The organism is Pseudomonas mangiferae, assembly GCF_007109405.1.
GTDB lineage: Bacteria > Pseudomonadota > Gammaproteobacteria > Pseudomonadales > Pseudomonadaceae > Pseudomonas_T > Pseudomonas_T mangiferae.
The window spans coordinates 14,437-39,990 of record NZ_VJOY01000002.1; the positions used below are offsets into that span (position 1 = coordinate 14,437).

General features: G+C 69.5%; 24 protein-coding genes. 11 read left to right on the forward strand and 13 right to left on the reverse strand.

The window, feature by feature from the left end; all coding sequences use genetic code 11:
• Nucleotides 1-179 precede the first annotated feature (179 nt).
• From FM069_RS02305 to FM069_RS02325, 5 genes are all read right to left on the reverse strand, one after another.
• The gene (locus FM069_RS02305) at nucleotides 180-2,576 is read right to left on the reverse strand and encodes a TonB-dependent siderophore receptor (protein ID WP_143486667.1); all 2,397 of its coding nucleotides are present in this window, start codon (nucleotides 2,574-2,576) and stop codon (nucleotides 180-182) included.
• 237 nt (nucleotides 2,577-2,813) lie between these two features.
• Nucleotides 2,814-3,248: a Cu(I)-responsive transcriptional regulator gene (gene cueR / locus FM069_RS02310; RefSeq protein ID WP_143486668.1), complete on the reverse strand. Its 435-nt coding sequence runs from the start codon at nucleotides 3,246-3,248 to the stop codon at nucleotides 2,814-2,816.
• Nucleotides 3,245-5,623 carry a heavy metal translocating P-type ATPase gene (locus FM069_RS02315; protein WP_143486669.1) on the reverse strand — a complete coding sequence of 793 codons (2,379 nt, stop codon included), beginning with the start codon at nucleotides 5,621-5,623 and terminating at the stop codon, nucleotides 3,245-3,247. Before FM069_RS02315 ends, cueR begins: the two co-directional genes overlap by 4 nt.
• 82 nt (nucleotides 5,624-5,705) lie before the next feature.
• Nucleotides 5,706-6,230, reverse strand: a complete 525-nt coding sequence (locus tag FM069_RS02320; protein WP_143486670.1) for a cytochrome b — start codon at nucleotides 6,228-6,230, stop codon at nucleotides 5,706-5,708.
• Nucleotides 6,231-6,365: 135 nt separating this feature from the next.
• Entirely contained in the window at nucleotides 6,366-6,752 is a 387-nt protein-coding gene (locus tag FM069_RS02325; RefSeq protein WP_143486671.1) for a hypothetical protein, read from the reverse strand.
• Between the two features lie 125 nt (nucleotides 6,753-6,877).
• Here FM069_RS02325 and FM069_RS02330 point away from each other — a divergent pair, with 125 nt between their 5' ends.
• Nucleotides 6,878-7,081, forward strand: coding sequence for a heavy-metal-associated domain-containing protein (locus tag FM069_RS02330; RefSeq protein WP_143486672.1), 204 nt, complete (start codon nucleotides 6,878-6,880; stop codon nucleotides 7,079-7,081).
• 88 nt (nucleotides 7,082-7,169) lie between these two features.
• Here FM069_RS02330 and FM069_RS02335 read toward each other — a convergent pair whose 3' ends face one another.
• Nucleotides 7,170-7,820, reverse strand: coding sequence for a TetR family transcriptional regulator (locus FM069_RS02335; protein ID WP_143486673.1), 651 nt, complete (start codon nucleotides 7,818-7,820; stop codon nucleotides 7,170-7,172).
• A 148-nt stretch (nucleotides 7,821-7,968) separates the two neighbouring features.
• Between FM069_RS02335 and FM069_RS02340 the strand changes: the two genes are divergently transcribed.
• The 3 genes from FM069_RS02340 to FM069_RS02350 all read left to right on the forward strand — a co-directional run bounded on the left by FM069_RS02340 (nucleotide 7,969) and on the right by FM069_RS02350 (nucleotide 13,622).
• Nucleotides 7,969-9,147 (forward strand): efflux RND transporter periplasmic adaptor subunit, encoded by a 1,179-nt coding sequence (locus FM069_RS02340; protein WP_143486674.1) that lies wholly within the window; start codon nucleotides 7,969-7,971, stop codon nucleotides 9,145-9,147.
• Nucleotides 9,144-12,296, forward strand: a complete 3,153-nt coding sequence (locus FM069_RS02345; protein ID WP_143486675.1) for an efflux RND transporter permease subunit — start codon at nucleotides 9,144-9,146, stop codon at nucleotides 12,294-12,296. The genes FM069_RS02340 and FM069_RS02345 overlap by 4 nt, the downstream gene beginning before the upstream one ends.
• A gap of 147 nt (nucleotides 12,297-12,443) precedes the next feature.
• The gene (locus FM069_RS02350; RefSeq protein ID WP_143486676.1) at nucleotides 12,444-13,622 is read left to right on the forward strand and encodes a multidrug effflux MFS transporter; all 1,179 of its coding nucleotides are present in this window, start codon (nucleotides 12,444-12,446) and stop codon (nucleotides 13,620-13,622) included.
• Nucleotides 13,623-13,661: 39 nt separating this feature from the next.
• Here the strand turns inward: FM069_RS02350 and FM069_RS02355 are convergent, their stop codons facing one another.
• Nucleotides 13,662-14,678 (reverse strand): zinc-binding alcohol dehydrogenase family protein, encoded by a 1,017-nt coding sequence (locus tag FM069_RS02355; RefSeq protein WP_143486677.1) that lies wholly within the window; start codon nucleotides 14,676-14,678, stop codon nucleotides 13,662-13,664.
• Nucleotides 14,679-14,795: 117 nt separating this feature from the next.
• Here FM069_RS02355 and FM069_RS02360 point away from each other — a divergent pair, with 117 nt between their 5' ends.
• Nucleotides 14,796-15,713: a LysR family transcriptional regulator gene (locus tag FM069_RS02360; RefSeq protein ID WP_143486678.1), complete on the forward strand. Its 918-nt coding sequence runs from the start codon at nucleotides 14,796-14,798 to the stop codon at nucleotides 15,711-15,713.
• Nucleotides 15,714-15,716: 3 nt separating this feature from the next.
• On the opposite strand, the gene FM069_RS02365 is transcribed toward FM069_RS02360, so the two are convergent.
• Nucleotides 15,717-16,667: an adenosine deaminase gene (locus FM069_RS02365; RefSeq protein WP_143486679.1), complete on the reverse strand. Its 951-nt coding sequence runs from the start codon at nucleotides 16,665-16,667 to the stop codon at nucleotides 15,717-15,719.
• A 255-nt stretch (nucleotides 16,668-16,922) separates the two neighbouring features.
• On the opposite strand from FM069_RS02365, the gene FM069_RS02370 reads away from it, so the two are divergent.
• Both FM069_RS02370 and FM069_RS02375 read left to right on the forward strand, forming a co-directional pair.
• Nucleotides 16,923-18,008, forward strand: coding sequence for a calcium:proton antiporter (locus tag FM069_RS02370; RefSeq protein ID WP_143486680.1), 1,086 nt, complete (start codon nucleotides 16,923-16,925; stop codon nucleotides 18,006-18,008).
• 67 nt (nucleotides 18,009-18,075) lie between these two features.
• A complete protein-coding gene (locus FM069_RS02375; RefSeq protein WP_143486681.1) occupies nucleotides 18,076-18,312 on the forward strand; it encodes a hypothetical protein in 237 nt (78 codons plus the stop codon).
• Here the strand turns inward: FM069_RS02375 and FM069_RS02380 are convergent.
• The gene (locus tag FM069_RS02380) at nucleotides 18,309-18,668 is read right to left on the reverse strand and encodes a MerR family transcriptional regulator (RefSeq protein ID WP_143486682.1); all 360 of its coding nucleotides are present in this window, start codon (nucleotides 18,666-18,668) and stop codon (nucleotides 18,309-18,311) included. The two genes, FM069_RS02375 and FM069_RS02380, sit on opposite strands and share 4 nt — an antisense overlap.
• A gap of 85 nt (nucleotides 18,669-18,753) precedes the next feature.
• On the opposite strand from FM069_RS02380, the gene FM069_RS02385 reads away from it, so the two are divergent.
• A complete protein-coding gene (locus tag FM069_RS02385; protein ID WP_143486683.1) occupies nucleotides 18,754-19,167 on the forward strand; it encodes a hypothetical protein in 414 nt (137 codons plus the stop codon).
• Nucleotides 19,168-19,575: 408 nt separating this feature from the next.
• On the opposite strand, the gene FM069_RS02390 is transcribed toward FM069_RS02385, so the two are convergent.
• The 3 genes from FM069_RS02390 to FM069_RS02400 form a co-directional block, all read right to left on the reverse strand.
• Complete coding sequence (locus FM069_RS02390) at nucleotides 19,576-20,160, reverse strand: IMPACT family protein (RefSeq protein ID WP_143486684.1); 585 nt, start codon at nucleotides 20,158-20,160, stop codon at nucleotides 19,576-19,578.
• 12 nt (nucleotides 20,161-20,172) lie between these two features.
• Nucleotides 20,173-20,832 (reverse strand): TetR family transcriptional regulator C-terminal domain-containing protein, encoded by a 660-nt coding sequence (locus FM069_RS02395; RefSeq protein WP_143486685.1) that lies wholly within the window; start codon nucleotides 20,830-20,832, stop codon nucleotides 20,173-20,175.
• Between the two features lie 115 nt (nucleotides 20,833-20,947).
• Nucleotides 20,948-22,336, reverse strand: coding sequence for a uracil-xanthine permease family protein (locus FM069_RS02400; protein WP_143486686.1), 1,389 nt, complete (start codon nucleotides 22,334-22,336; stop codon nucleotides 20,948-20,950).
• A 276-nt stretch (nucleotides 22,337-22,612) separates the two neighbouring features.
• On the opposite strand from FM069_RS02400, the gene FM069_RS02405 reads away from it, so the two are divergent.
• Nucleotides 22,613-22,834, forward strand: a complete 222-nt coding sequence (locus tag FM069_RS02405; RefSeq protein WP_143486687.1) for a ribbon-helix-helix protein, CopG family — start codon at nucleotides 22,613-22,615, stop codon at nucleotides 22,832-22,834.
• A 1-nt stretch (nucleotide 22,835) separates the two neighbouring features.
• Complete coding sequence (locus tag FM069_RS02410) at nucleotides 22,836-23,108, forward strand: hypothetical protein (protein ID WP_143486688.1); 273 nt, start codon at nucleotides 22,836-22,838, stop codon at nucleotides 23,106-23,108.
• On the opposite strand, the gene FM069_RS02415 is transcribed toward FM069_RS02410, so the two are convergent.
• Nucleotides 23,105-24,025 (reverse strand): LysR family transcriptional regulator, encoded by a 921-nt coding sequence (locus FM069_RS02415; protein ID WP_143486689.1) that lies wholly within the window; start codon nucleotides 24,023-24,025, stop codon nucleotides 23,105-23,107. The genes FM069_RS02410 and FM069_RS02415 overlap by 4 nt on opposite strands.
• A 146-nt stretch (nucleotides 24,026-24,171) precedes the next feature.
• On the opposite strand from FM069_RS02415, the gene FM069_RS02420 reads away from it, so the two are divergent.
• Nucleotides 24,172-25,518 carry an aspartate aminotransferase family protein gene (locus tag FM069_RS02420; protein ID WP_143486690.1) on the forward strand — a complete coding sequence of 449 codons (1,347 nt, stop codon included), beginning with the start codon at nucleotides 24,172-24,174 and terminating at the stop codon, nucleotides 25,516-25,518.
• Nucleotides 25,519-25,554: the final 36 nt, after the last annotated feature.

The following is a 25,554-nucleotide window of genomic DNA, read 5'->3' on the forward strand; positions in this document are numbered from 1 at the left end:
CTGGGCGGCGGGGACGGGGACGGTGGGCGTCGCGCCCATCGTTCCCGCACCGGACCCGCAGGGGGCCGGGAGAGGGGCAGACGGTTCCGAGTGGGTCGTCGCCGTCTCGATGCCGCAGCCGGCATCGCCAGGAAGCGGAACGGCCCGTGCCGGCCGCTCCGCTGTGCGCTACCGGCCGCTTACAGCGACCACTTCACCGTCAGCATGGCGTTGCGCGGTTCGCCATAGATCACGTTGGTGGTGCTGCCGATGCCGGTGTAGTAACGCTTGTCGAACACGTTGTTGAAGTTCAGGCGGGTGTCGACGTGCTCGCTGAGCTTGTAGCCCACCAGCAGGTCCACCAAGGTGTAGGCGTCCTGCTCGATACGCCAGGCGCTGGCGCCGCTGCCCCCTTCGTTGTAGATGGCGTTCTGGGTGTTCAGGCTGCCGCCGACCCGCCAGCGGTTGTAGTCGCCGGGCAGGGTGTAGGTGGTGGCCAGCTTGAACAGATGGCGCGGCTGGTCGGTGTCGAACAGCTTGCCTTCGTTGGCCTTGTTGGTGTCCTTCTTGTACTTGGCTTCCACGTAGGTGTAGCCGGCGCTCAACTGCCAGTCCGGGGTGATGGCGCCGGTCAGCTCCAGGTCGATGCCCTGGCTGCGCACCTTGCCCGCCGCCTCGTAGCAGCTCACGGCCGGGTAGCTGGGGCAGGTGTTCTGGTCGTTGAGCAGCTTGGCGCGGTTCTCCTGGTCCACCTGGAACAGCGCCGCGCTGGCGTTCAGGGCGCCGTCGAAGTAGGCGGCCTTCATGCCGATCTCGTAGTTCTTGCCGGTCATGGGCTGGATCACGGCGCCGCTGGTGTCCTGGTTGTTCTGCGGCTTGAAGATGTCGGTGTAGCTGGCATAGACCGAGTAGGTCTCGTTCAGGTCGTAGATCGCGCCGGCGTACTTGGTCACGTTGCGGGTGATGCTGTACCCGTTCTGCGGCTTGACCACGTTGTTGCTCATGTTCTCGCCTTCGTAGTCGTACCAGTCCAGGCGACCGCCGAGGATCACCTTCAGCGGGTCGGTGACGCTGATGCGCGTGGTGGCGTACACGGCGTTCTGCTCGCTATCGGTCTTCAGGCCCCAGTTGCGCAGGTAATAGTTGGGCTTGGCGACGCTGCCGGAATCCCAGGTGAAGGGGTCGAGGCGGTTCGCGGTGGTGCCCCAGCCGCCGTGGCCATCGAAGGATTCCTCGCGGTTGCTGGCGCCCACCACCAGTTCGTGGGTGCGGCCCAGCAGATGGAACGGGCCGTTGGCGTAGACGTCGTAGCTGTCGTGGTCGTCAGTGTAGATGTAGCGACCGCTGCCCTGGCTCAGGGTGCTGCCGGAGTAGCTCAGGTAGGAACCGAGCATGTCGATCCGACCCCACAGCTTGCTGCCGGCGGCGTGCAGTTTCCAGCCATTGTCGAAGCGGTGCTCCAGCTCGCTGAAGAGGAAGGTGTTGGTGGTGTCCCAGTAGGCCCAGTCGTTGCCCAGGTAGGTGGAGCGCGACAGGTGCAGGTCCCGGCCGTCCGGCGCGGTGGGCAGGCCGCCCCAGTCGGAATTCTTGTTGTCGTTCTGGTACGAGGCGCCGACGGTGAGGGTGGTGTCGTCGGTCAGGTCGGCTTCGCCGATGGCGTAGAACACGCCGCGCTCGGTGCCGGTGACGTCCTGGTAGCTGTCCTTGTCCTGGTAGGCGGTGACCACCCGGCCACGCAGGGTGCCGCTGTCGTTCAGCGCGCTGGAGGCATCCAGCTCGGCGCGGTAGGAATCCCAGCTGCCGGCGCTGCCGGTCAGGCTCACCTGGGGCGTGGCGGTGGGGCGCTTGCGCACCAGGTTGATGGCCGCCGACGGGCTGCCCGCGCCCTGCATCATGCCGGTGGCGCCGCGCACCACTTCCACCCGATCGAAGATCGCCATGTCGGCCGCGGAGATCACGTCCTGGGTGTAGGTGGACAGGGTGATGGGCAGGCCGTCGTACATGATGTTGTCGACGGTGAAGCCGCGGGCGACGAAGCGCTGCCGCTCCGGGCCGTACTTCTGCAGGGTCACCCCGGTGGTGTTCTTCACCACGTCGTTGATGGTGTTGACGCCCTGGTCGTCCATCCGCTGGCGGGTCACCACGGTGACCGATTGCGGGGTCTCGCGGCCGGACAGGTTCAGCTTGGTGGCGGTGTGCATGGCGCCGGTGGTGTAGGACTGGGTGCCCTCGGTGACGCTGCTGCCGGCGACGTCCGCCTGGCTGGTGACGTTCACGCTGTCCAGTTGCAGGGAGCCGGCGGGCGCCGTGCCGGAGACGCTGGCCAGGTTGCCCTGGACGCTGCCGCTGAGCCCGGAACCGGCCAGCAGGCGCGCCAGCGCCTGGTCCGGCTCGAGCTCGCCGCGGACCGCGGCGGAGCGCTTGCCGGCGACGTCGGCGGGGGAGTAGGCGACCTTGACTCCGGTGGCTTCGGCGAAGCGCGACAGCGCGTCGGCCAGGGGCTGGGCCGGCAGGTCGAGGGCCACCGGGGCGGCGAGAACACGGGTGGAAAGGCCGAGGGCGAGGGCGACCGCGACGGAAAGGGAATGAATACGCATGGGGGGTCCTGGGTGTGGGCAGCGCATCCCTGTCATGTCCGGGCCGGCGATCCGCGTCGGCGTGGGGTTCGCTGCGTTTGCTACCAGGAAGAGGGCATCGCCGGAGGAGGGCGTGCCGGGTGTTCGCTCGATGCGCAACCGCAGGGGTGCGCAGAGTAAGGTCTAGGTAAAGGGAAGTAAATAAGAATCTATATCACTTGATATGGAATTCTATCCGTATTGGCTTCTCGTTCGTTTTCAGTCCGATGGTGGCTGCGAGGCGGGTGTGGCGGCGGTGCAGTAGCCGCCGCTTTCCAGGTCCCGCAGGATCGGGCAGTCCGGGCGGTCGTCGCCTTGGCAATGGCCCACCAGCTCGGCCAGGGTGTCCCGCAGGCCGCTGAGTTCGGCGATGCGCTTGTCCAGGGCCTGGATGTGGGCGCCGGCCAGGGCCTTCACGTCGGCGCTGGCGCGCTGGCGGTCCTGCCACAGGGCCAGCAGCCGGCCCACTTCCTCCAGGGCGAAGCCCAGGTCACGGGCGCGCTTGATGAACCCCAGGGTGTGCAGGTCGCGCTCGCCGTACTGGCGGTAGCCGCTATCGCTGCGCCCGGCGGCGGGCAGCAGGCCGATGGCTTCGTAGTAGCGGATCATCTTGGCGCTGAGGCCGGAGCGCCGCGCCGCCTGGCCGATGTTCACGCGACCTCCTCGGGTTTCCAGGTCTTCAGCAGCAGGGCGTTGCTGACCACGCTGACGCTGGACAGCGCCATCGCCGCGCCGGCCAGCACCGGGTCGAGGACGCCGAACGCCGCCAGGGGCAGGCCCACCAGGTTGTAGATGAACGCCCAGAACAGGTTCTGGCGGATCTTGCCGTAGGTGCGCCGGCTGATGTCCAGGGCGGCTGGCACCAGCCGCGGGTCGCCGCGCATCAGGGTGATCCCGGCGGCGTGCATGGCTACGTCGGTGCCGCCGCCCATGGCGATGCCGACGTCGGCGGAGGCCAGGGCCGGTGCGTCGTTCAGGCCGTCGCCCACCATCGCCACGCGACGTCCCGCGGCCTTCAACGCCGCCACCGTGGCCGCCTTGTCGGCGGGCAGCACTTCGGCATGGACATCGTCGATGTGCAGGGCGGACGCCACCACGCCGGCGCTGCCGCGGTTGTCGCCGGTGATCAGGTGGCTGCGGATGCCGCGGGCCTCCAGGGCGGCGACGGCCTCGGCGGCGCCGGGCTTGAGGGAGTCGCCGAAGGCGAACAGCCCCAGCACCCGCGGGGGCGCCAGGTCCAGCAGCCAGGAGAGCGTACGGCCCTCGGCTTCCCAGGCGCGGGCCTGCTCCTCCAGGGCGCCGGGCGCCAGGCCCTGCTCGTCCAGCAGGCGGCGGTTGCCCAGGGCCAGGCTGCGCTCCCCCACCTGCCCGCGGATGCCGCGCCCGGCCAGGGCCTGGCTGTCCGTCACGGTGGCCGGGTGCAGGCCGCGGGCGGCGCAGGCATCCAATACTGCCCGGGCCAGCGGGTGCTCGCTGCCCTGCTGCAACGCACCGGCCAGGGCCAGGGCTTGTTCTTCGTCGGCGGGCGCCGCCAGGTGCACCAGGCGCGGCTCGCCCGAGGTGAGGGTGCCGGTCTTGTCGAAGGCCACGTCGGTCACCCCGTGGGCGATTTCCAGGGCGCTGGCGTCCTTGATGAGGATGCCGTGGCGGGCCGCCACGCCGGTGCCGGCCATGATCGCCGTCGGCGTGGCCAGGCCCAGGGCACAGGGGCAGGCGATCACCAGCACGCTCACGGCGTTGATCATCGCCTGCTCCAGGCCGGCGCCGGCGAACAGCCAGCCGGCCAGGGTCGCCAGGGCGATGAGCAGGACCGCCGGGACGAACACCTCGCTGACCCGGTCCACCAGCTTCTGGATCGGTGCCTTGGCCGCCTGGGCGTCTTCCACCAGGCGGATGATCCGCGCCAGGACGCTTTCCGCGCCCAGGGCGGTGGCCCGCACCAGCAAGCGGCCCTCGCCGTTCAGCGCGCCGCCGGTCACCGCATCGCCCGGCGCCTTCGGCACCGGCAGGCTCTCGCCGCTGATCAGCGCCTCGTCGGCATGGCTCTGGCCGTCCACCACCTCGCCGTCCACCGGGATGCGCTCGCCGGGCTTGACCCGCAGCAGGTCGCCGACCTGCAGGGCGGCGATGGCCACTTCTTCCTCACGGCCATCCACCACCCGCACCGCCCGCTCCGGGCGCAGGGCTTGCAGGGCGCGGATGGCGTCGCCGGTCTGGCGTTTGGCGCGGCTTTCCAGGTATTTGCCCAGGCGTACCAGGGCGATGACCACCGCCGACGCCTCGAAATACAGGTGCGGCATGTCCCCCGGGGCGGCGCGCCACCACAGGTAGAGGCTCAGGCCGTAGCCGGCGCTGGTGCCCAGCGCCACCAGCAGGTCCATGTTGCCGGTGCCGGCGCGCACCGCCTTCCAGGCCGACACGTAGAAGCGCGCGCCGAACACGAACTGCACTGGGGTGGCCAGCAGGAATTGCAGCCAGGCTGGCAGCATCAGGTGTCCGCCGAACCAGCCGGCGATCATCGGCAGCACCAGGGGCGCCGCCAGCAATACCGCGCCGGCCAGGGGCAGGCGCTCGTCCCGGGGCGCCGGCACCGGGGTGTCGCCCGCGACGGGGCGGGCGTCGTAGCCGGCCGCGCGCACCGCCGCCAGCAGCGCCTCGCCCTCGACGCCTTCCAGGGTCTCGACCTGGGCGCGCTCGCTGGCCAGGTTGACGCTGGCCGACAGCACCCCGTCCACCTTGCCCAGGGCACGCTCTACCCGGCCCACGCAGCTGGCGCAGGTCATGCCCTCGATGGCCAGTTCCACCGTCTGCCGCGGCACGTCGTAGCCGGCCTTCTCCACCGCCTGCAACAACGCCGTGGGCTCCGCCTGGCCTTCCACCCGGGCCCGCTCGCTGGCCAGGTTGACGGTGGCGGCGGTGACCCCCGGCACCTGGCGCAGCGCGCGCTCCACGCGCCCCGCGCAGGAGGCGCAGGTCATGCCGCGGATCGGCAGGTCCAGGTCATGGGGGGATGCGGTGAGGGTCGGCATAGGGCGTCCTCCTGGAAGAAGTGCACCCTATGCTCGGGTTTGCCACGGTGGCAAGGTCAAGCCCGCGTGGCCCAACGACGTATCAGTGGCGTGCCGCCGGCAGCATGCCGCGGAGCACGCCGTCGCGGCGCACGTAGTGGTGCCAGAGGGCGATGGCGGCATGACCGAGGATCAAGGCGTAGAGGACGTACTGGGCGGTGAGGTGAAATTGCTTGGCCAGGGCGCGGGTGTCGTCCGACAGCGGCAGCGGGGCGATCTCCACCAGCCAGAACAGGTTCACCGGGCGCTTGCCGAACAGCAGCCCAGTCAGCGGCATCGCCAGCAGCAGGAGGTACAGCAGCGCATGGCCGGCCTTGGCGGCGACCTGCTGGAAGCGGTCTTCGGGCGGCAGCAGCTGCGGCGCGCCATGGCGGGCGCGGACCACCAGGCGCAGCAGGGTGAGCGCCAGCACCGTCAGCCCGATGGACTTGTGCAGGGTGAAGACACCGCCGTCGCCGCCGAGGAACTGGCCGAAGAAGTCGTGGCCGTAGGGCAGGGCGATGTTGGTGAGTACCAGCAGCGCGGTCAGCCAGTGCAGGGCGATCTGTGGGGTCGAGTAACGGTTCATTCCTTGGAACTCCTCATCGGTCTTCAGGCGAATGGCTGACGTGGCGCGGGCGCGCCCGTCGGCTCGTGGGTGGCACAGTGACTGCAACCCGGCGGGCGGAGTTCCATGTCCGCCCGCCGGGTCTCAGGATAGGGGTCAGAGGCTGGCCGGCACCAGGTACAGCCCGGCGGTGTTGGCGGCGATCCGGTACTTGCGGATTTCCCCGGCGCGCAGGGTGATGGTTTCCTGGTTGTACTGCTCGAAGCCCGAGTTGCAGGCGCCCTGGCCGACGATCCCCAGGCGGATCAGGGTTTCCCCCGGCGGCAGGTTGAAGGACACCGACTGGCCCTGGTAGAGGCGGGCGGCCAGGCGGTCCTGCACGTACAGGCCGATTTCGCAGCTGGTGGAGACTTCCAGGCGATCGCGGGTCACCATCACCACGCCGTAGTCGAACGCTCCGGGCGTGTTGACCGGCGCGTAGGGCGCGTTTTCCGCCGCGGCGTGCAGCGAGACGGCGAGCAGCGGTAGCAGCAACCGGCGCATGGCAGGGCTCCGAAACGGGTCGACCCGCTCAGCTTGGGCGAGCGGCGCCGGCTCGGCAACCCCCACCTTGACCTTGACCCGGTGGCAAGGTCGACACTGTCGGAAACCCCGAGGAGGACATCCCCATGCAAGCATTCGACGTTCAAGGTATTTCCTGCGGCCACTGCGTGCGCAGCATCACCCAGGCGGTGCAGGCCCTCGATCCCCAGGCCCAGGTGCGGGTGGATATCCCCAGCGGGCGAGTCGAGGTGGACAGCCAGCGGCTGGAGGCCACCCAGGTGGTGGCGGCGATCGCCGCGGAAGGCTACGAGGCGCGCCCGGCCGCCTGATTCTCTCGGCGCCGCTGCTCGGGCTGCGCCTCCCAGGCCGCGCCTTGCCGGCCACACCTAGCCGGCCGCACCTGGCCGGCCGTGCCGTTCAGGGTGTGGGGGGCGCTGCCTGCCGCCGCCTCGGCCAGTCGCGTACCAGCCCGCGGAAGTGCACGTCGAACAGAGCGGCGGCGTCACGGATCGGGTCGAACAGCCCGGGGTCCCGGGTCCAGTCGGTGAACAGCCCCACCAGCAGGCCATGCAGCGAGCGGGCGCCGATCCGCGGCGTCACGCCGTCCTGAAGGCGATCCAGGCACCCGGGCCGTCCGAACAATTGTTCCACCAGTGCAATGAACTGGTTGATGAACACGGCGTTGCGCTGCTCGGTTTCCCGCAATTCGTCGGTGAATTCGCAACGATGCAGGAGTATGGTGAAAATCCGCCGCTTCTGGTCGTCCTGGGCGAGGCTCTCGATGGCGCCCACGCACAGGTCGCGCAAGGCCCAGAGCGGATCCTCGCCCCCGCATCCCGACAGGCGTTCGGTGAGCTGCTCCAGCGGCAGCCGCACCTGGTCGAGCATGGCGTGGAACAGATGGGCCTTGTTCTGGAAGTGCCAGTAAACCGCGCCGCGGGTGACCCCGGCGGCACGGGCGATCTGCTCCAGCGTGGTATGCGACACCCCTTTTTCCAGGAACAACTGCTCGGCCGCCGCCAGGATCGCGACACGGGTCTGTTCGGCTTGTTCTTTGGTTCGACGCATGTTCGACGGGGGTTTCCGTGTGGAGACAGGTCTGGCGCAGGGAACGCATTGTCTCGCGTTTCGTGCCTTTCCCTGGTTTACAAACGTGAATGTATGTAACAGCATACCGTCCTTTTTCGCAACGCTCGACGCCCCGGGAGATGTACCTATGTTCGCTCGACCCCTTCCCCTCGCGTTCCCGGCCCTGGCCCTGAGCCTGCTGCTGGCCCAGGGCGCGCAGGCCCAGGACGCCGGCAACCCGCCGCCGGCGCAGGTAGTGGTGGAAACCGCCGAGGCCAAGGATTTCCCCCTGGTGATGGAGTATCCCGGCCGGACCGCCGGCTCCCGTGAAGTGGAGGTGCGTGCCCAGGTAAGCGGCATCCTCACGGAGCGCTCCTACGAGGAAGGCAGCAAGGTGAAGAAGGGCCAGGTGCTGTTCCGTATCGACCCGCGTCCCTATCAGGCGGCCCTCGACCGCGCCAAGGGCGCCCTGGCCCAGGAGCAGGCCCGCTACCGCCAGACCGACCGCGACCTCAAGCGCATCCGCCAGCTGCAGGACCGCGGCTTCGCCAGCGGCAGCGAGCTGGACACCGCGGTCTCCAACTACGAGCAGAGCAAGGCCAACATCGAGGCCGCCAAGGCCGAGGTGCAGGCCCGGCAGATCGACCTGGACTACACCACCGTCGAGTCCCCCATCTCCGGCATCACCAGCCGCGAGGTGCGTTCCGAGGGCAGCCTGGTCACGGCCAACGACGCCAGTTCCAGCCTGCTCACCCACGTCACCCAGCTGGACCCGCTGTACGTGAACTTCGCCTACCCGGACCTGGAGATCGAGCGCATGCGCAACGACCTGCAGGACGGCAGCCTGAAGATGCCGGCCGATGGCAAGCTGGTGGCGGAGATCAAGTTCGCCAACGGCAGCGCCTACAGCCACACCGGCCACGTGGATTTCACCGACAGCCTGATCACCCGCGGCACCGGCACCGTGAGCGCCCGCGCCAGCGTGCCCAACCCCGACCAGGCGCTGCTGCCCGGCCAGTTCGTGCGGGTGGTGGTGAAGGGGCTGGTCTACCCGAACGCCGTCACCGTGCCGGAGAAGGCGGTTTCCCAGGGGCCCCAGGGCACCTTCGTGTTCGTTGTCGACGAGCAGGGCAAGGCCCAGGCGCGGCCGGTGCAGACCGGCATCACCGCCAACCATCGCTGGCTGATCAAGGACGGCCTGAAGGGCGGTGACAAGGTGGTGATCGAGGGCATCGCCAAGCTGCGACCGGGCGCCCCGGTGCAGGTGGTCCAGCCCGGCGCGTCCGGTGCGCAACCGGCCAAGGCGGCCGAGGGGGCGGCCTCGTGATCTCGCGTTTCTTCATCGACCGGCCGCGCTTCGCGGCGGTCCTGTCGATCATCATCGCCATCGCCGGCCTGGTGGCCATGCGCGGCCTGCCGATCGCACAGTACCCGGACATCGTGCCGCCCCAGGTGGTGGTGCAGGCCACCTACCCGGGCGCCAGCGCCGAAGTGATCGCCAGCACCGTGGCCGCGCCGCTGGAGCAGCAGATCAACGGCGTGCCCAACATGATCTACCAGAACTCGGTGGCCTCCAGCAGCGGCCAGCTGCGGATCACCGTGTCCTTCGAGGTGGGCACCGACCCCGACCAGGCGACCATCGACGTGAACAACCGGGTCGCCGCCGCCGAGGCCAAGCTGCCCGAGGAAGTGCGGCGCCAGGGCGTGCAGGTGCAGAAGCGCTCCGCGTCGATCCTGCAGGTCGTGACCATGTACTCGCCGGATGGCTCCCGCGACCCGCTGTACCTGAGCAACTACGCGCTGATCAACGTGATCGACGAGATCAAGCGCCTGCCCGGGGTGGGCGATGCCTCGCAGTTCGGCGCCAAGGACTACTCCATGCGCATCTGGCTGCGCCCGGACAAGCTGGCCCAGTACGGCATGACCCCGAGCGACGTGTCCGAGGCCATCGGCGGGCAGAACTCGCAGTTCGCCGCCGGCAGCTTCGGCCAGCAGCCGATGCACGATCCCCAGGACTTCACCTACACGGTGACCACCCAGGGCCGCTTCGCCGACCCGGCGGAGTTCGAGAACATCTTGCTGCGCACCGACTCCGACGGCGCCAGCCTGCGCCTGAAGGACGTCGCCCGAGTCGAACTGGGGGCCAAGGACTACGCCTTCAGCGCCACCTTCAACGGGCGCCCGGCGGCGGCCTTCGGTATCTACCTGCAGCCCGGCGCCAATGCCCTGGACACCGCCGCGGCGGTGCGCGAGGCCATGGACAAGATGTCCAAGCGCTTCCCCGAGGGCGTCGCCTTCCGCATCCCCTACGACACCACCCACTTCGTCCAGGCGTCCATCCACGAGGTGGTGAAGACCTTCTTCGAAGCCATGGGCCTGGTGGTGCTGGTGGTCTTCATCTTCCTGCAGAACTGGCGCGCCACCCTGATCCCGGTGCTGGCGATCCCGGTGTCGCTGGTGGGGACTTTCGCCGGCATGTACATGCTGGGCTTCTCCATCAACCTGCTGACGCTGTTCGGCATGGTGCTGGCCATCGGCATCGTGGTGGACGACGCCATCGTGGTGATCGAGAACGTCGAGCGGGTGATGACCACCGAGCGCCTCAGCCCGCGGGAAGCGGCGATCAAGGCGATGGGCGAGGTGACCGGGCCGATCATCACCATCGTGCTGGTGCTCTGCGCGGTGTTCGTCCCGGTGGCGCTGCTGGGCGGCCTGGCCGGCCAGATGTACCGCCAGTTCGCCATCACCATCGCCATCTCGGTGGTGATCTCCGGCATCGTCGCGCTGACCCTCAGCCCGGCGCTCTGCGCGGTGCTGCTCAAGCCCGGCCACCAGGAGCCGGCGGCGCCGTTCCGCTGGTTCAACCGCCAGTTCGACCGGATCACCCGCGGCTACAGCGCCGGCGTGCGCTTCTTCGTCCGCCGCGCGGTCATCGGCCTGCTGCTGTTCGCCGGGATGATCGCCATCACCGCCTGGGTGTTCGGCCGGGTGCCCGGCTCGCTGGTCCCGGAAGAGGACCAGGGCTATGTCATCAGCGCCTACTACCTGCCCCCGGCGGCGTCCCTGGACCGCACCGCCAAGGTCACGTCCGATATCACCCAGAACCTGATGCAGAACGAGGCGGTCGCCAACGTGGTGACCTTCACCGGCTTCGACGTGCTGAGCTTCGGCCAGCGCTCCAACGCCGGTGTGTCCTTCGTGCCGCTCAAGGACTGGGACGAGCGCACCAAGCCCGAACTGGACGCGCGTAACTTCGTGCACACGGTGATGGGCATGGGTTCTGACGAGACCAAGCGCAACGCCATGGTGCTGGCCTTCAACCCGCCGCCGATCTCCGGCATGAGCACCACCGGCGGCTTCGAGGGCTACCTGCAGGACCGCGCCGACCACGGTATCGCCGGGCTGGCCGAAGTCAGCCGCAAGTTCACCGAGGCGGCGGCCAAGCGGCCGGAGCTGGCCGGCGTGCGGACCACCTTCGATGCCAGCGTGCCGCAGTACTACGTGGATCTGGACCGCAACAAGGCCCGCGCCCTGGGCGTGCCGGTGAACGAAGTGTTCGTCGCCATGCAGAGCACCTTCGGCAGCTTCTACGTCAACGACTTCACCCTCTACGGGCGGACCTTCCAGGTCAGCATGCAGTCGGAGTCGGAGTTCCGCAGCAAGCCCGAGGACCTCAACCAGGTGTTCGTCCGCGCCCAGAGTGGCGAGATGATTCCCCTCAGCGCCCTGGTCACCGTGCGCCGGGTACTGGGCCCGGACACCTTCGAGCGCTTCAACGTCTACCCGTCGGCGAAGATCATGGGCAACCCGGCCCCCGGCTACAGTTCGGGCCAGGCGCTGCAGGCGGCCCAGGAAGTCGCGGACGAGGTGATGGGCGAGGACTACAGCCTGGCCTGGACCGGCTCGGCCTACCAGGAAGTGAAGACCCAGGGTTCGGGCAGCACCGCGTTCATCTTCGGCCTGGTGATGGTGTTCCTGATCCTCGCCGCCCAGTACGAGCGCTGGACCCTGCCGATCGCGGTGATCACCGCGGTGCCGTTCGCGGTGTTCGGCGCGATCCTCGCCATCTGGCTGCGCGGCATCGCCAACGACGTGTACTTCCAGGTGGGCCTGGTGACCCTGATCGGCCTGGGGGCGAAGAACGCCATCCTGGTGGTGGAGTTCGCCGTGCTCTGCCGGCAGCAAGGCATGGGTATCCGCGAGGCGGCCCTGGAGGCGGCGAAGCTGCGCTTCCGGCCCATCGTGATGACCTCCCTGGCGTTCATCCTCGGCGTGCTACCGCTGGCCGTCAGCTCCGGTGCGGGCTCCGCCAGCCGGCACTCCATCGGCACCGGGGTGATCGGCGGGATGCTCGCCGCCACCGCCGTGGCGATGCTGTTCATCCCGATGTTCTACGTGCTGGTGGAGCACCTCGGCGAACGCTTCGGCGGCAAGAAACGCAAGGCCGTCGAGGCGCCCCACGGCGGCCACGTCTGAGAATCGCCGCCGGCCCGGCCGGCGGTGGTAGGCTTCTCCTTCGGTCCGCCTGGTGCGGACCGTTCTTTTTCCCGTCGACGCGCCGTCGGCCCCTCGCCCGTGGCGAGGCGGCCGGCGCGAGTTGTTCCCGCGCTACCGGAAGGCTTCATGAACCTGAGAATCCTGTTGATCCTGGGCGCCCTCAGCGCCTTCGGCCCCATGGCCATCGACTTCTACCTGCCCAGCTTCCCGGCCCTGGCCATCGCCTTCGGCACCGATGTGGAGCACGTGCAGCTGAGCCTCGCCGCCTACTTCATCGGCCTGGCCCTGGGCCAACTGGTCTACGGGCCCCTGGCGGACCGCTACGGCCGGCGCGGGCCGCTGCTGGCCGGGGTCGCGCTGTTCACCCTGGCGTCCCTCGGCTGCACCCTGGCCACCAGCCTGGAAGGGCTGATCGTCGCGCGTTTCATCCAGGCCCTGGGCGGATGCGCCGGGATGGTGGTGTCGCGGGCGGTGGTGCGTGACCTGTGCGACCCGGTGGGCGCGGCCAAGGTGTTCTCGCAGCTGATGCTGGTGATGGGCCTGGCGCCGATCCTCGCGCCTCTGGGCGGCGGCCTGCTGCTGGACAGCTTCGGCTGGCGCTCGATCTTCGTGGTACTGACGCTGTTCAGCGCCCTGTGCGGGCTGGGCGTGGCCGCCTGGCTGCCGGAGACCCTGGACCGCAGCCTGCCGCATCCGCCGCTGCGGGGGGCGTTCCGCGAGTACCGTCGGTTGTTCGGCGACCGGGCGTTCATCGCCTTCTCCCTGGCCGGCGGGGTGGCGATGGCCGGGATGTTCGCCTACATCGCCGGTTCGCCCTTCGTGTTCATCCAGCTCTACGGGGTGCCGGCCGAGCATTATGGCTGGCTGTTCGGCAGCAACGCGGCCGGCTTCATCCTGGTGTCCCAGGTAAATGCCCGGCTGCTGCGCTGGCGCGGCCCGGCCCACCTGCTGCGGCGGGCGATCTGGGTCTACCTGGCCTGCGCCCTGGCCCTGCTGGGGCTGGCTCTGGCCCGTACCGAGGCCCTGTGGCCGCTGCTGATCCCGCTGTTCGGCTGCATCGCCAGTCTGGGCTGCATCATCCCCAACGCCTCGGCCTGCGCCATGGCCGGCCAGGGCCGCCACGCCGGCAGCGCCTCGGCGCTGCTGGGCTGCCTGCAGTTCGGCATCGCCGCCTGCGCCGCCGCCATGGTGGGCGTGCTGCACAACGGCACCGCCATCCCCATGGCCCTGGTGATCAGCGTCTGCGGCGTGGTGGCGGTGCTCTGCGCCCTGGCCACGGCGCGGCTGGCCACGCCGATGCACTGACCGCCGCCGGGCAGGGCGCTCCGGGCGCCCTGCGTGGGATCAGCGGAAGCCTTCCAGGACGATCTTGCCGCGGGAGGTGCCGCTCTCCAGCTGGGCGTGGGCGCGGCGCAGGTTGGCCGCGTCGATGGTGCCGTAGTGCTCGCCCAGGGTGGTCTTCAGCACGCCGTCGTCCACCAGCCCGGCGACCCGCTCCAGCAGCCGGTGCTGCTCGATCATGTCGTCGGTCTGGAACAGCGAGCGGGTGTACATGAACTCCCAGTGCAGGGACAGGCTCTTGCGCTTGAGCAGGCCGATGTCCAGGGCCTTGGGATCGTCGATCAGCGCCAGCCGCCCCTGGGGCGCCAGGGCCTCCACCAGGGCCGCCAGGTGCTGGTCGGTATGGGTCAGGCTGGCGACGTGGGTCACCGAGTCGATGCCGATGCGCCGCAGTTCCTCGTGCAGCGGCCGGCTGTGGTCGATCACTTCGTGGGCGCCCAGGTCGCGCACCCATTGCTGGGTCTCCGGCCGCGAGGCGCTGCCGATCACCGTCAGCCCGGTGAGCTGGCGGGCCAGTTGCACCAGCATCGACCCCACCCCGCCGGCGGCGCCCACCACCAGCAGGCGCTGGCCTGCGGATGCGTCGCCCTCGGCGATGCCCAGGCGCTCGAAGAGCAGTTCCCAGGCGGTGATGGCGGTCAGCGGCAGCGCCGCGCTCTGGGCGAAGTCCAGGGTCTTCGGGCGATGGCCCACCAGGCGCTGGTCCACCACGTGCAGTTGGCTGTTGGCGCCCGGGCGGTCCAGCGCGCCGGCGTAGAACACCTCATCGCCCACGGCGAACAGGTCCACCTCGCGGCCCACCGCTTTCACCACCCCGGCCACGTCCCAGCCGAGCACCTTGGGCTGGCCGTTCTCCGGCTGCACGTTGCGGCGGATCTTGGTATCCACCGGGTTCACGGAAATCGCCCGGACCTCCACCAGCAGGTCGCGGGGCCCGGGGACCGGGTCGGGGAGGTCGAGATCCAGCAGGGCCTGGGGATCGTCGGCGGGCAGGGACTGGCGGTAGGCGATGGCTTTCATGGAACGGCTCCGGAAGGGCCGGCGAGGCCGGCGGGAAGGAATGCCGGACATGCTGGGCTATTCCGTTGCGCGGAAAAACCCGCTATCACGGCAGTCTCTTTCAACGGAATCTTGAAAATGCTGCGTCTCGACGACCTCCAGGTGTTCATCTGCACCGCCGACAGCGGCAGCCTTTCCGCGGCCGCGCGCCGGCTGGAATGTTCGCCGGCGGTGGCCAGCGCCGCCCTCAAGCGCCTGGAGGGCCAGCTGCAGGTACGCCTGCTGGCGCGCTCCACCCGCAGCCTGCGGCTGACCGCCGAGGGTGAACAGTTCCTCGGCCATGCCCGCGCCGCGCTGCGGGCCCTGGAGGAGGGGCGCCAGGCGCTGGAAGGCGGGCGCGCCGGCATCGGCGGCGTGCTGCACCTGTCGGCGCCCTCGGACTTCGGCCGCAACGTGCTGCTGCCCTGGCTGGATGCATTCCAGCGCGACCACCCGCGGCTGACCCTGCGCCTGCACCTGGGGGACCGGGTGGCCGACCTGTTCCGCCAGCCGGTGGACATCGCCCTGCGCTACGGCGAGCCGGAGGACTCCAGCCTGGTGGCGCTGCCCCTGGCCCCGGGCAATCGGCGGGTGCTGTGCGCGGCGCCGGCCTACCTCGCCGCACACGACGCGCCGCAGCGGGTCGATGACCTGGCGGCCCACAACTGCCTGCTCTATGTGCTCGGCGAGCGGGTCCACGATCGCTGGCGCTTCGCCCAGGGCCGGCGCAGCCAGGAGGTGACGGTGAAGGGCGACCGGGTCAGCGACGACGCCGACGCGGTGCGGCGCTGGGCGGTGGCCGGCCATGGCCTGAGCTACAAGTCCTGGCTGGACGTGGCCGGGGACGTGACGGCGGGGCGCCTGGCGCTGCTGCTGGCCGACCACCAGGGCGAGGCCGCGCCGCTGAACCTGATCTGCGCCCACCGGGCCCAGCTGAGCCCGCCGGTGCGGGTGCTCCACGCCTTCTTGCGCGCGCGCTGCGCCGAGTTGCTGGCGAAGGCGCCCTGGCCCGCCTGAGCCTCAGCGCACCAGGCGTGCGTCGAGGCTGTTCTGCGCCAGGCGCCGGGCCTGGGCCTCGGTCATGCCGAGGCTGGCATGCAGGGCGGCGAAGTTCTCCGTGACGTAGCCGCCGAAGTACGCCGGGTCGTCGGAATTCACCGTTACCTTCACGCCGCACTCCAGCAGGTCGAGGATGTTGTGCTGGGCCATGTCGTCGAACACGCAGAGCTTGGTGTTGGACAGCGGGCAGACGGTGAGGGGGATCTGCTCGTCGATCAGCCGCTGCAGCAGGCGCTCGTCCTCGCTGGCCCGCACGCCGTGGTCGATGCGCTGCACCTTGAGCAGGTCCAGGGCTTCCCAGATGTACTCCGGCGGGCCCTCCTCGCCGGCATGGGCGACCGTGAGGAAGCCTTCGGCCCGGGCGCGGTCGAACACTCGCTGGAACTTGCGCGGCGGGTGGCCGACTTCCGAGCTGTCCAGGCCCACCGCGACGAAGTGTTCACGGAACGGCAGGGCCTGGTCCAGGGTGCGCTGGGCCTCTTCTTCCGGCAGGTGCCGGAGGAAGCTCAGGATCAGCCCGCTGCGAATGCCCAGGCGGCGCTCGCCATCGGCCAGGGCCTGGGTGATGCCGCGCACCACGACCTCGAAGGGGATGCCGCGGTCGGTGTGGGTCTGGGGGTCGAAGAACGGCTCGGTGTGGACCACGTTCTGCGCCTTGCACTTCTCCAGGTAGGCCCAGGTCAGGTCGTAGAAGTCCTGCTCGGTGCGCAGCACGTCGGCGCCCCGGTAGTACAGGTCGAGGAATTCCTGCAGGTTGTTGAAGGCGTAGGCCTGGCGCAAGGCGTCCACGTCGGGCCAGGGCAGGGCGATGCCGTTGCGTTCGGCCAGGGCGAACAGCAGCTCCGGCTCCAGGGAACCCTCCAGGTGCAGGTGCAGTTCGGCCTTCGGCAGGGCGTTGAGCCAGTCGTACATGGGGCAGCGGTCTCCGGGGATGCGAGGCGTCCGCCGCCGGGCGCGGGGACGGATCGGCGAATTATGGCACAGGCCCGCGCAGGGCCCGGCGGGCGGCCTTCGCGGCCCGCCCGCGGCAATCCGGGTGGAACTGTCCGGGGCGTTTCGGCGTCCGGTTGATAAGGCCGGATGCCGGTGCGCTCGTCGCGCGCCGTCCGGCGACCGGGCGCCCCGCATGGCCCGGCTCCCCCCGCGATGAAGAAGGAAATGGCGCGCATGCTCAGCCTGGTGAAAGACGAAGCGTTTCTGTTGCTGGCGGCCGCCGCCGCGGTGCTGGCCTACGCCGCCGAGCACTGGCTGCTGGGCCAGGGGCAGGGGGTGGCATTGGTGGCCGCGCTGGCCCTGATCGCCGCCATCGTCTGCGCCTCGCTGCGGGTGGCGCACCATGCCGAGGTACTGGCGGAGAAGGTCGGCGACCCCTACGGCACCATGATCCTGACCCTGTCCGCCGTGCTGGTGGAGGTGGTGGTGCTGGGCATCGTCATGAGCCATGAGCCCTCGCCCACCCTGGCCCGGGACACCATCTACGCCGCGGTGATGCTGGACATCAACGGTATCCTCGGCCTGGCCGCGCTGATGGGCGGGCTGAAGTACGGCGAGCAGGCCTACAACGACGACTCGGCCAAGTCATACGGGGTGATGATCATGACCGCCATGGGCATCTCCATGGTGGTGCCGGAGTTCATCCCCGAGGCCAAGTGGCACCTGTACTCGATGTTCACCATCGGCGCGATGCTCACCCTCTACGCGCTGTTCCTGCGCATGCAGACCGGCCCCCACAGCTATTTCTTCAGCTACAGCTACCCGGAGAAGAAACGCGTGCGGGCCGGCGTGCCCGCCGAGGCCGGCAGCGCCCGCCAGTCCATCGCTTTGCTCGTGGTGGGGGTGGCGCTGATCGGCGCCCTCGCCGAGGTCATGGCCAAGGCCCTGAACCTCGGCCTGCAGGGCAGCGGCGCGCCGCCCATCGTCGCGGCGCTGCTGGTGGCGGCCATCTCCGCCGCCCCGGAAATCCTCACTGCGCTGCGCGCCGCCCTGGCCAACCGCATGCAGTCGGTGGTGAACATCGCCATGGGCGCCTCGTTGTCCACGGTGATCCTCACCGTACCGGTGATGGAAGCCCTGGCGCTGCTCACCGGCCAGCCGTTCCAGATGGCCATGACCCCGGTACAGACGGTGATGGTGGCCATCACCCTGGTGGTGGCGGCCATCAACCTCAACGACGGCCATACCAACGCCATCGAGGGGATGACCCACTTCGTGCTGTTCGCCACCTTCATCATGCTGAGCCTGATCGGCATGTGAGCCAGGCCCGGCGTTTCCCTGGCGAACGCGGCATGCTCTCGTTTTCGATGCCGTGAGGACGCCGGCGATGCGCCACCCTTTCCTCCGACTCGCCGTGAACGGGCTGTGCCTCGGCCTGGTGGCAGTTGCCCTGTTGTTCAGCGCCTTGGCGGTGTGGGACGCCTATGGCCCGGGCGCGCCCTACTACGGGCGCAGCACCAATAGGGACAAATGGAGCGATCCACGCCCGATCCTGCTGGTCGTGGACGGCGGTGTGGTGCTGCTGGTCTTCGGGCTGCGCCGGCTGCTTCGGCGTATGCCCTAGCGAGGGCGTGGCTGCAGCGGGCAGCCGCTGGCGAGGCGCTGGTGGAGTTCGTCGCGCAGGGCGGCCAGCTCCTCCATCCGCTGTTCGATGCGCTGCAGCTTGTCGGTCAGCAGTTCCTGCACCGCCTGGTCGCGATCGGGCGCCGACCACAGGGTCTCCAACTGCTCGCCGATTTCCGCCAGGGCGAAGCCCAGGTGCTGGGCGGTCTTGATGTACAGCAGGGCCTGCAGGCTTTCCTCGGGGTAGTCGCGGTAGCCATTGGCGCTGCGCCGGGCGCGGATCAGGCCGAGGCGTTCGTAGAAGCGCAGGCTGTCGCGACTGACGGCGGCGCGGCTGGCCAGTTCGCCGATGCGCATGGAAAAGGACTCGCGGAAGGGGCTTGACCCTGGAGCATACTCCAGGCCCCAGGATCGGGTTCCCCTTTCCTGCGAGATTTCCCTCATGTGGCATCCCTCCACCTACCGGCGCCTGGTACGCGCCAGCGCCTGGTACGACCTGCTGGTCACCGCACCCTTCGCGACGCCCTGGACCTTCCTCCTGCTGCACGGGGCGCTGTCGGCCGTGGCTAGCGGGCTGGCCTTGCCCGGAGAGCTGCCAACATTCGCTGCGCTGCCGATGCTCATGGCCAACCTGCTGGGCTCACTGGTCTGCATCTGGGCTGTGCTGCGCATCCGTCATCCAGAGCGTCGCCTGGGCCGCTACGACGCCGCCGGGCGGATGGCCTTCGCCCTCTGGCAGGCCTATGCCCTGGCCCAGGGCGCGAGCTGGGTGATCTTGCCGTTCCTGGTGGCGGAATTGGCCTGGGGCATCGCCCAGGCCTGGCCGGTGAGCGACGACGCTATCCGCCGGGATTGAATCCAGAGTTCTGGACGGTACCCGAGTACCCGGGCTGGACATTTTTCGTCCGGCCCGGCGCAGGCCCCGGCGCACCACGGCCCGAGGCGTTCATCCCAGGCTTATCCACAGTGTTTTCCCCGGCTTGCGTGGACAAGCCAGCCTTGCCTTCCTCGCCACGACGGGTGCGGGCCAGGCCCTTCGCCGGACGCTGGAAAAAATCAATGAATCAACAGGTTACCTGCGACAAAGGGGCGCGCCCCGGCCGCCTTGGACAAAATCCGCGCAACCCGGCCCAGGCCCCGTGGCATGCCGTCTGCGCGGCGCTTTCCCAGGGTTTCCCACATTGTTATCCACAGGGATTGTGAGCAGTTTTTTATCGCCACGGCAGACACGGGATTGACCCGCTGGCGCGGACCTGGCGTGGCATCACAGGCGCTGCAGCTGGATGCGGCCGCGGCTCAGGTCGGCCAGCCAGCGCTCCAGGGCGTCGCAGTGGGGCTCTGGCAACGCCAACTGCAGGTCGACGCCGTCCGACTGGTACTGCTGTCGCTCCACGGTGGCGGCGAAATCGGCGAGCCGGGCCTGCAGGCGCGCCCATTCGGCGAACCCGCAGTGGCAGGCCACCCGTACCTGCACCCGGCGGGGCAGGCGTTCCGCGTCCTGCAGGCATTTCGCCGCGCAGCCGCCATAGGCCCGGGCCAGGCCGCCGGTGCCCAGCTGGATGCCGCCGTACCAGCGGGTCACCAGCACCGCCACGCCGTCCCAGCCCTGGCTGTGCAGCGCGGCGAGGATCGGCCGTCCGGCGGTGCCGCCGGGTTCGCCGTCGTCGCTGAAGCGGTAACGCTCGCCCAGCACCCAGGCCCAGCAATTGTGGGAGGCGGCGGGGTCGGCGTGGGCGTCGAGGAAGGCCTGGGCGGCCTCGGCGCTGTCCACCGGGGCCGCGCGGGCGAGGAAGCGGCTCTTGCGGATGTCCTCGCGGTACTCGCAGGGGGCCGCGAGGGTGAAGGCCATGGGCGCGTCGCCTCAGGCGGTGGGCGGCGTCAGGCCGCAGCCCTTGAGGATGATCCGGGTGAGGTTGTCGCAGGCCGCGTCGAAGTCCTGCTTGGTGAGGCGCGTGCGACCGGTGACGCGGCAGATCTGGGTGGCGAAGTCCGCGTAGTGCTGGGTGCTGCCCCAGAGCAGGAAGATCAGGTGCACCGGGTCCACCGGGTCCATCTTGCCCGCGGCGATCCAGGCCTCGAACACTCCCGCGCGGCCGCTGAACCAGGCCCGGTAGTCCTGGTTGAAATGCGCGGTGAGGCACTCGCCGCCGCTGATCACTTCCATGGCGAAGATGCGCGAGGCCTTCGGGTAGCGCCGGGAGAATTCCATCTTCGCGCGGATGTAGCGGGTCAGCGCCTGGGCCGGGTCGTCTTCGGCGCTCAGGGTGTTGAAGGTGCTGTCCCACAGTTCGAGGATGTTGCTGAGCACCGCCATGTACAGGCCCAGCTTGTTGTTGAAGTAGTAGTGCAGGTTGGCCTTCGGCAGCCCGGCGTTCTGCGCGATGGTGTTCATGCTGGTGCCCTTGAAACCGTGGCGGGCGAACTCCTCCTCGGCGGCGGCGATGATCGCTTCTTCGTTCTTCTGGCGGATGCGCCCGGCGGGCTTGGCGCTGGTGCGATGCGCGGGTACGTCGAGAGTCATGGTGCGGTTCCGGGCGGGTCGGGTTGGCGGAGCGACAGCACTGATACCCCAGGGTCGGGTCGGAGACAAGGCCCGCGCCGGGGAAAACCCCGGGCGGGCCCGATATGCCCGCGAATCAGGCGCGATCGACCCGCTCTGGCAGGGCCTCGGCGGGGGCGGTGGCGGGCGTTTCCCGAGGCAGCAGCAGGTCCAGGAGGATGGCGCTGAGCCCGCCGCTGGTGATGGGCGAGTCGAACAGGTTCTGCACCAGGCGCGGCAACTGGTGGAGCAGGGCCGGCTCGGCGCCGACGCCCAGGCCGATGCCGAAGGCGGTGGCGATCACCAGCATGTTGCGGCGATCCAGGCGCACCTGGGCGAGGATGCGGATGCCGGCGGCGGCCACGCTGCCGAACATCACCAGGGTCGCGCCGCCCAGCACCGGCTTGGGAATCTGCTGCAGCAGCGCGCCGAGCACCGGGAACAGGCCCAGGGCCACCAGCAGCGCGCCGATGTAGAGACCGACGTGGCGACTGGCCACGCCGGTCATCTGGATCACCCCGTTGTTCTGGGCGAAGGTGGTGTTGGGGAAGGCGCTGAAGGTGGCTGCCAGCAGGCAGCTGACGCCGTCCCCCAGCACGCCGCCCCTGAGGCGCTGCAGGTAGCCGGGGCCTTCGATGGGCTGCTGCGAGAGCAGGCAGTTGGCGGTCAGGTCGCCCACCGTTTCCAGGGTGCTGATGGCGTAGATCAGCGCCACCGGCAGGAATGCGCTCCAGTCGAAGGCGAACCCGAAGGCGAAAGGCCTTGGCAACGCCACCAGGGGCAGGTCCGGCAGGGGCTCGGGCGCCAGGCGCCCGCCGAGCCAGGCCGCCACGCAGCCGATGGCCAGTCCGAGGACGATGGACGACAGGCGCACCCATGGGTTGGCGGAGCGGTTGAGCAGGATGATGCTCGCCAGGACCAGGCCGCCCAGCGCCAGGTTGACCGGTGCGCCGAAGTCCGCGGCGCCGAAGCCGCCACCCAGGTCGGTGATGCCCACCTTGATCAGGCTGACGCCGATCAGGGTGATGACGATGCCGGTGGCCAGGGGCGTGATCACCCGCCGCAGGTGGCCGATGCAGCGGCTCAGGGCCACCTGGACGAAGGCGCCGAAGAAGCACACGCCGAAGACCATGGCGAGGATGTCCTCGGGGCTGCCGCCGCGCTGCTTCACCAGCAGACCGGCGGACAGGACCGCGCCGAGGAAGGCGAAGCTGGTGCCCTGCAGGCAGATCATCCCCGCGCCGATGCCCAGGGGCCGCCGCGCCTGGATGAAGGTGCCGACCCCGGAGACCATCAGCGCCATGCTGATCAGGTAGGGCAGGTGGGCGCCCAGCCCCAACACCCCGCCGATCACCAGCGGCGGGGTGATGATGCCCACCACGCTGGCCAGTACGTGTTGCAGGGCTGCCAGCAGGGCGGGGAAGGGTGCAGGACGGTCTTCCAGTCCGTAGATCAGGTCGGGAGCGGGAATGTTCTCGGTGTGCATGGCGGCCTCGGGTCGGGCGGGCGCGGTAGGCGCCGCGGGAACAGGCGGACGCTTGCAAGAAGTTGTCCAGGTGAACAGGTTCTGCGGTGAAGCCCGGTCCGACGCGGACGAGGGGCCAGGGCCTTCCCGTCGCCACGCGTCGTGCCGGTGCAGGTGCGCAGGCCGCGCACCAAAAGCGCACCGCCCGCCGGACGGGACGGGCGCCGGGTTGATCGGGCCCAGGCGCTGTATAGACTGAGATTCTCAGTGCATTTTCAGTAACAGGAGCATCGCCCCATGACCCGGCTCACCGTTGACCTGTCCGCCGAGATCGACGCCAAACTTACCGACATCGCCAAGCGTAATGGCATCACCAAGGCCGAGGCCATGCGGCGCGCCTTCGCCCTGCTGGCGGTGGCGGACCAGGAGAAACAGAAGGGCAAGGGCTTCTCCCTGGGCATCGTGCGAGAGAACGACGACAACGAACTGGTGGCGGTCGGCCGCGTGGTAGGGGTCTGACATGGAGAACGGAAAGGGATCTTCCGGCGATATCGACCTGGCCCAGGTGTTCAGCGCCCCCGGGGGCGTGACGGTCAACGAGGGCGAGCGCCTGCGCTTCGCCCGCCAGGTGCTGTTCTGGCTGGCGCTGATCTGCGTCAGCGTCTTCGTCGCCCACGGCGCCTGGCCGCAGAACGACGGCGTGGCGCAGATCTTCGAACTGGTGAAGATCGGCGCACTGCCCCTGGTCACCCTGGTGATTTCCTTCTATTTCCCCAACAGCGCCACCCGCTAGGCGGTATCCGCCAGGGCGGCGAGGAAGCTTTCCAGCACCAGGTGCGGCCGGCGCCCCCGGCGGGTGACCGAAGCCAGGCTGAGGGCGTAGTGGCGGCTCGCTGGCTTCAGCGCCCGCAGCCGGCCCTGGCCGACCCACTGCTGGGCATAGTGGTCCGGCAGGTAGCCGATGTAGCGCCCAGTGAGGATGAGGAAGGCCATGCCCTCGCGGTCCGAGGCGCTCGCCGTGCAGTTCAGGGCCTGGTAGCGCGCCTGGGCCTCCGGCGGCAGGCGGAAGGTGGGGGCGATGGCATCCTGGGCGTCCAGGCGATGGTCCTCGAGGGTGGCGTCGTCCACGTAGAACAGCGGGTGGCCCACTGCGCAGTAGAGCAGCGAGCGCTCGTCGTACAGCGGCTGGTAGTCCAGCCCGGCCAGGGCCGCCGCCTGGGGCACCACGCCGACGTGCAGGCGGCCGTCCAGCACGCCCTGCTCCACTTCGCCGGGCGGCGTCATGCGGATCTGGATGCGCACGTCCGGGCCCTGGGCCTTGAGCCGCGCCAGGGCATGGGTGATGCGCATGTGGGGCACGGTCACCAGGTTGTCGGTGAGGCCGATATTCAGTTCGCCGCGCAGGTGCCGGTGCAGGCCGTTGACCTCGGTGCGGAAGCTCTCCAGCGCCCCCAGCAGGCGCAGGGCCGACTGGTACACCTCGCGGCCTTCCTCGGTCAGGGCAAAGCCGGCGCGACCGCGCTGACACAGGCGCAGGCCGAGGCGCTGCTCCAGGTCGCCCATCTGCTGGCTGATGGCCGAGCGGCCGATGCCCAGGGCGCCCTCGGCGGCGGAAAAGCCGCCACAGTCCACCACCGTGCGGAACAGCCGCAGCAGGCGTACCTCGAAGTCGCTGACCTGGGCCAGGAGATCGCCACGTCGTCCGTTCATTTGTTTAGCGCCAGGTAAACCCAGAATCGGAAAAATCGAATTTTACCGACTCTAGGCCCATGGCACTGTGGCCTGCAACCCACCCGGTCCTCGGTCCCCTGCGCCGTCGCCGGCCAGGGGCCGCCCACTCGACCAGGAGGTCTTCGATGAACATGCCGCAAACCGCTACGCCGCCCCTTGCCAGCACTCTCAAGCTGGACGCCCACTGGATGCCCTTCACCGCCAACCGCGCCTTCCAGCGCGACCCGCGGATCGTCGTCGGCGCCGAAGGCAGCTGGCTGATCGACGACCAGGGCCGGCGCATCTACGACAGCCTGTCCGGCCTGTGGACCTGCGGCGCCGGCCACAGCCGCAAGGAGATTCAGGAGGCGGTGGCCCGCCAGCTGGGCACCCTGGATTACTCCCCCGGCTTCCAGTACGGTCACCCGCTGTCGTTCCAGCTGGCGGAGAAGATCGCCGAGCGCCTGCCGGGCGACCTGGACCACGTGTTCTTCACTGGCTCCGGCTCGGAGTGCGCCGACACCGCGGTGAAGATGGCCCGCGCCTACTGGCGGCTGAAGGGCCAGGCCTCCAAGACCAAGCTGATCGGCCGCGCCCGTGCCTACCACGGGGTGAACATCGCCGGCACCAGCCTCGGCGGCATCAACGGCAACCGCAAGCTCTACGGCCAGCTGATGGACGCCGACCACCTGCCCCACACCCTGCAGCCGGGCCTGGCGTTCACCCGCGGCATGGCCGAGACCGGGGGCGTGGAGCTGGCCAATGAGCTGCTCAAGCTGATCGAATTGCACGACGCGTCCAACATCGCGGCGGTGATCGTCGAGCCCATGTCCGGCTCCGGTGGCGTCATCGTGCCGCCCAAGGGCTACCTGCAGCGCCTGCGGGAAATCTGCGACCAGCACAACATCCTGTTGATCTTCGACGAGGTGATCACCGCCTTCGGCCGCATGGGCGCCTACACCGGGGCCGAGTATTTCGGCGTCACCCCGGACATCATGAACATCGCCAAGCAGGTCACCAACGGCGCGGTGCCCATGGGCGGCGTCATCGCCCGCCGCGAGATCTACCAGACCTTCATGAACCAGGCGACCCCGGACTACGCGGTGGAATTCGCCCACGGCTACACCTACTCGGCCCACCCGGTGGCCTGCGCCGCCGGCCTCGCCGCCCTGGAGCTGCTGGAGAAGGAAAACCTGGTGCAGCGGGCCGCCGAACTGGCGCCCCGTTTCGAGCAGGCGCTGCACGGGGTGAAGGGCGCCGCTCACGTGGTGGATATCCGCAACTGCGGGCTGGCGGGGGCGATCCAGCTGGCGCCCCGCGACGGCGATGCCATCGTGCGGCCCACCGAGGCCGGCATCGCCCTGTGGAAGGCGGGCTTCTATGTGCGTTTCGGCGGCGACACCCTGCAGTTCGGGCCCACCTTCAACGCCCGCCCAGAGGATCTGGACCGACTGTTCGACGCCGTCGGCGAGACCCTCAACGGCCTCGCCTGAGGCCTTTCGTACCCGGGATGCGCTGGCATCCCGGCG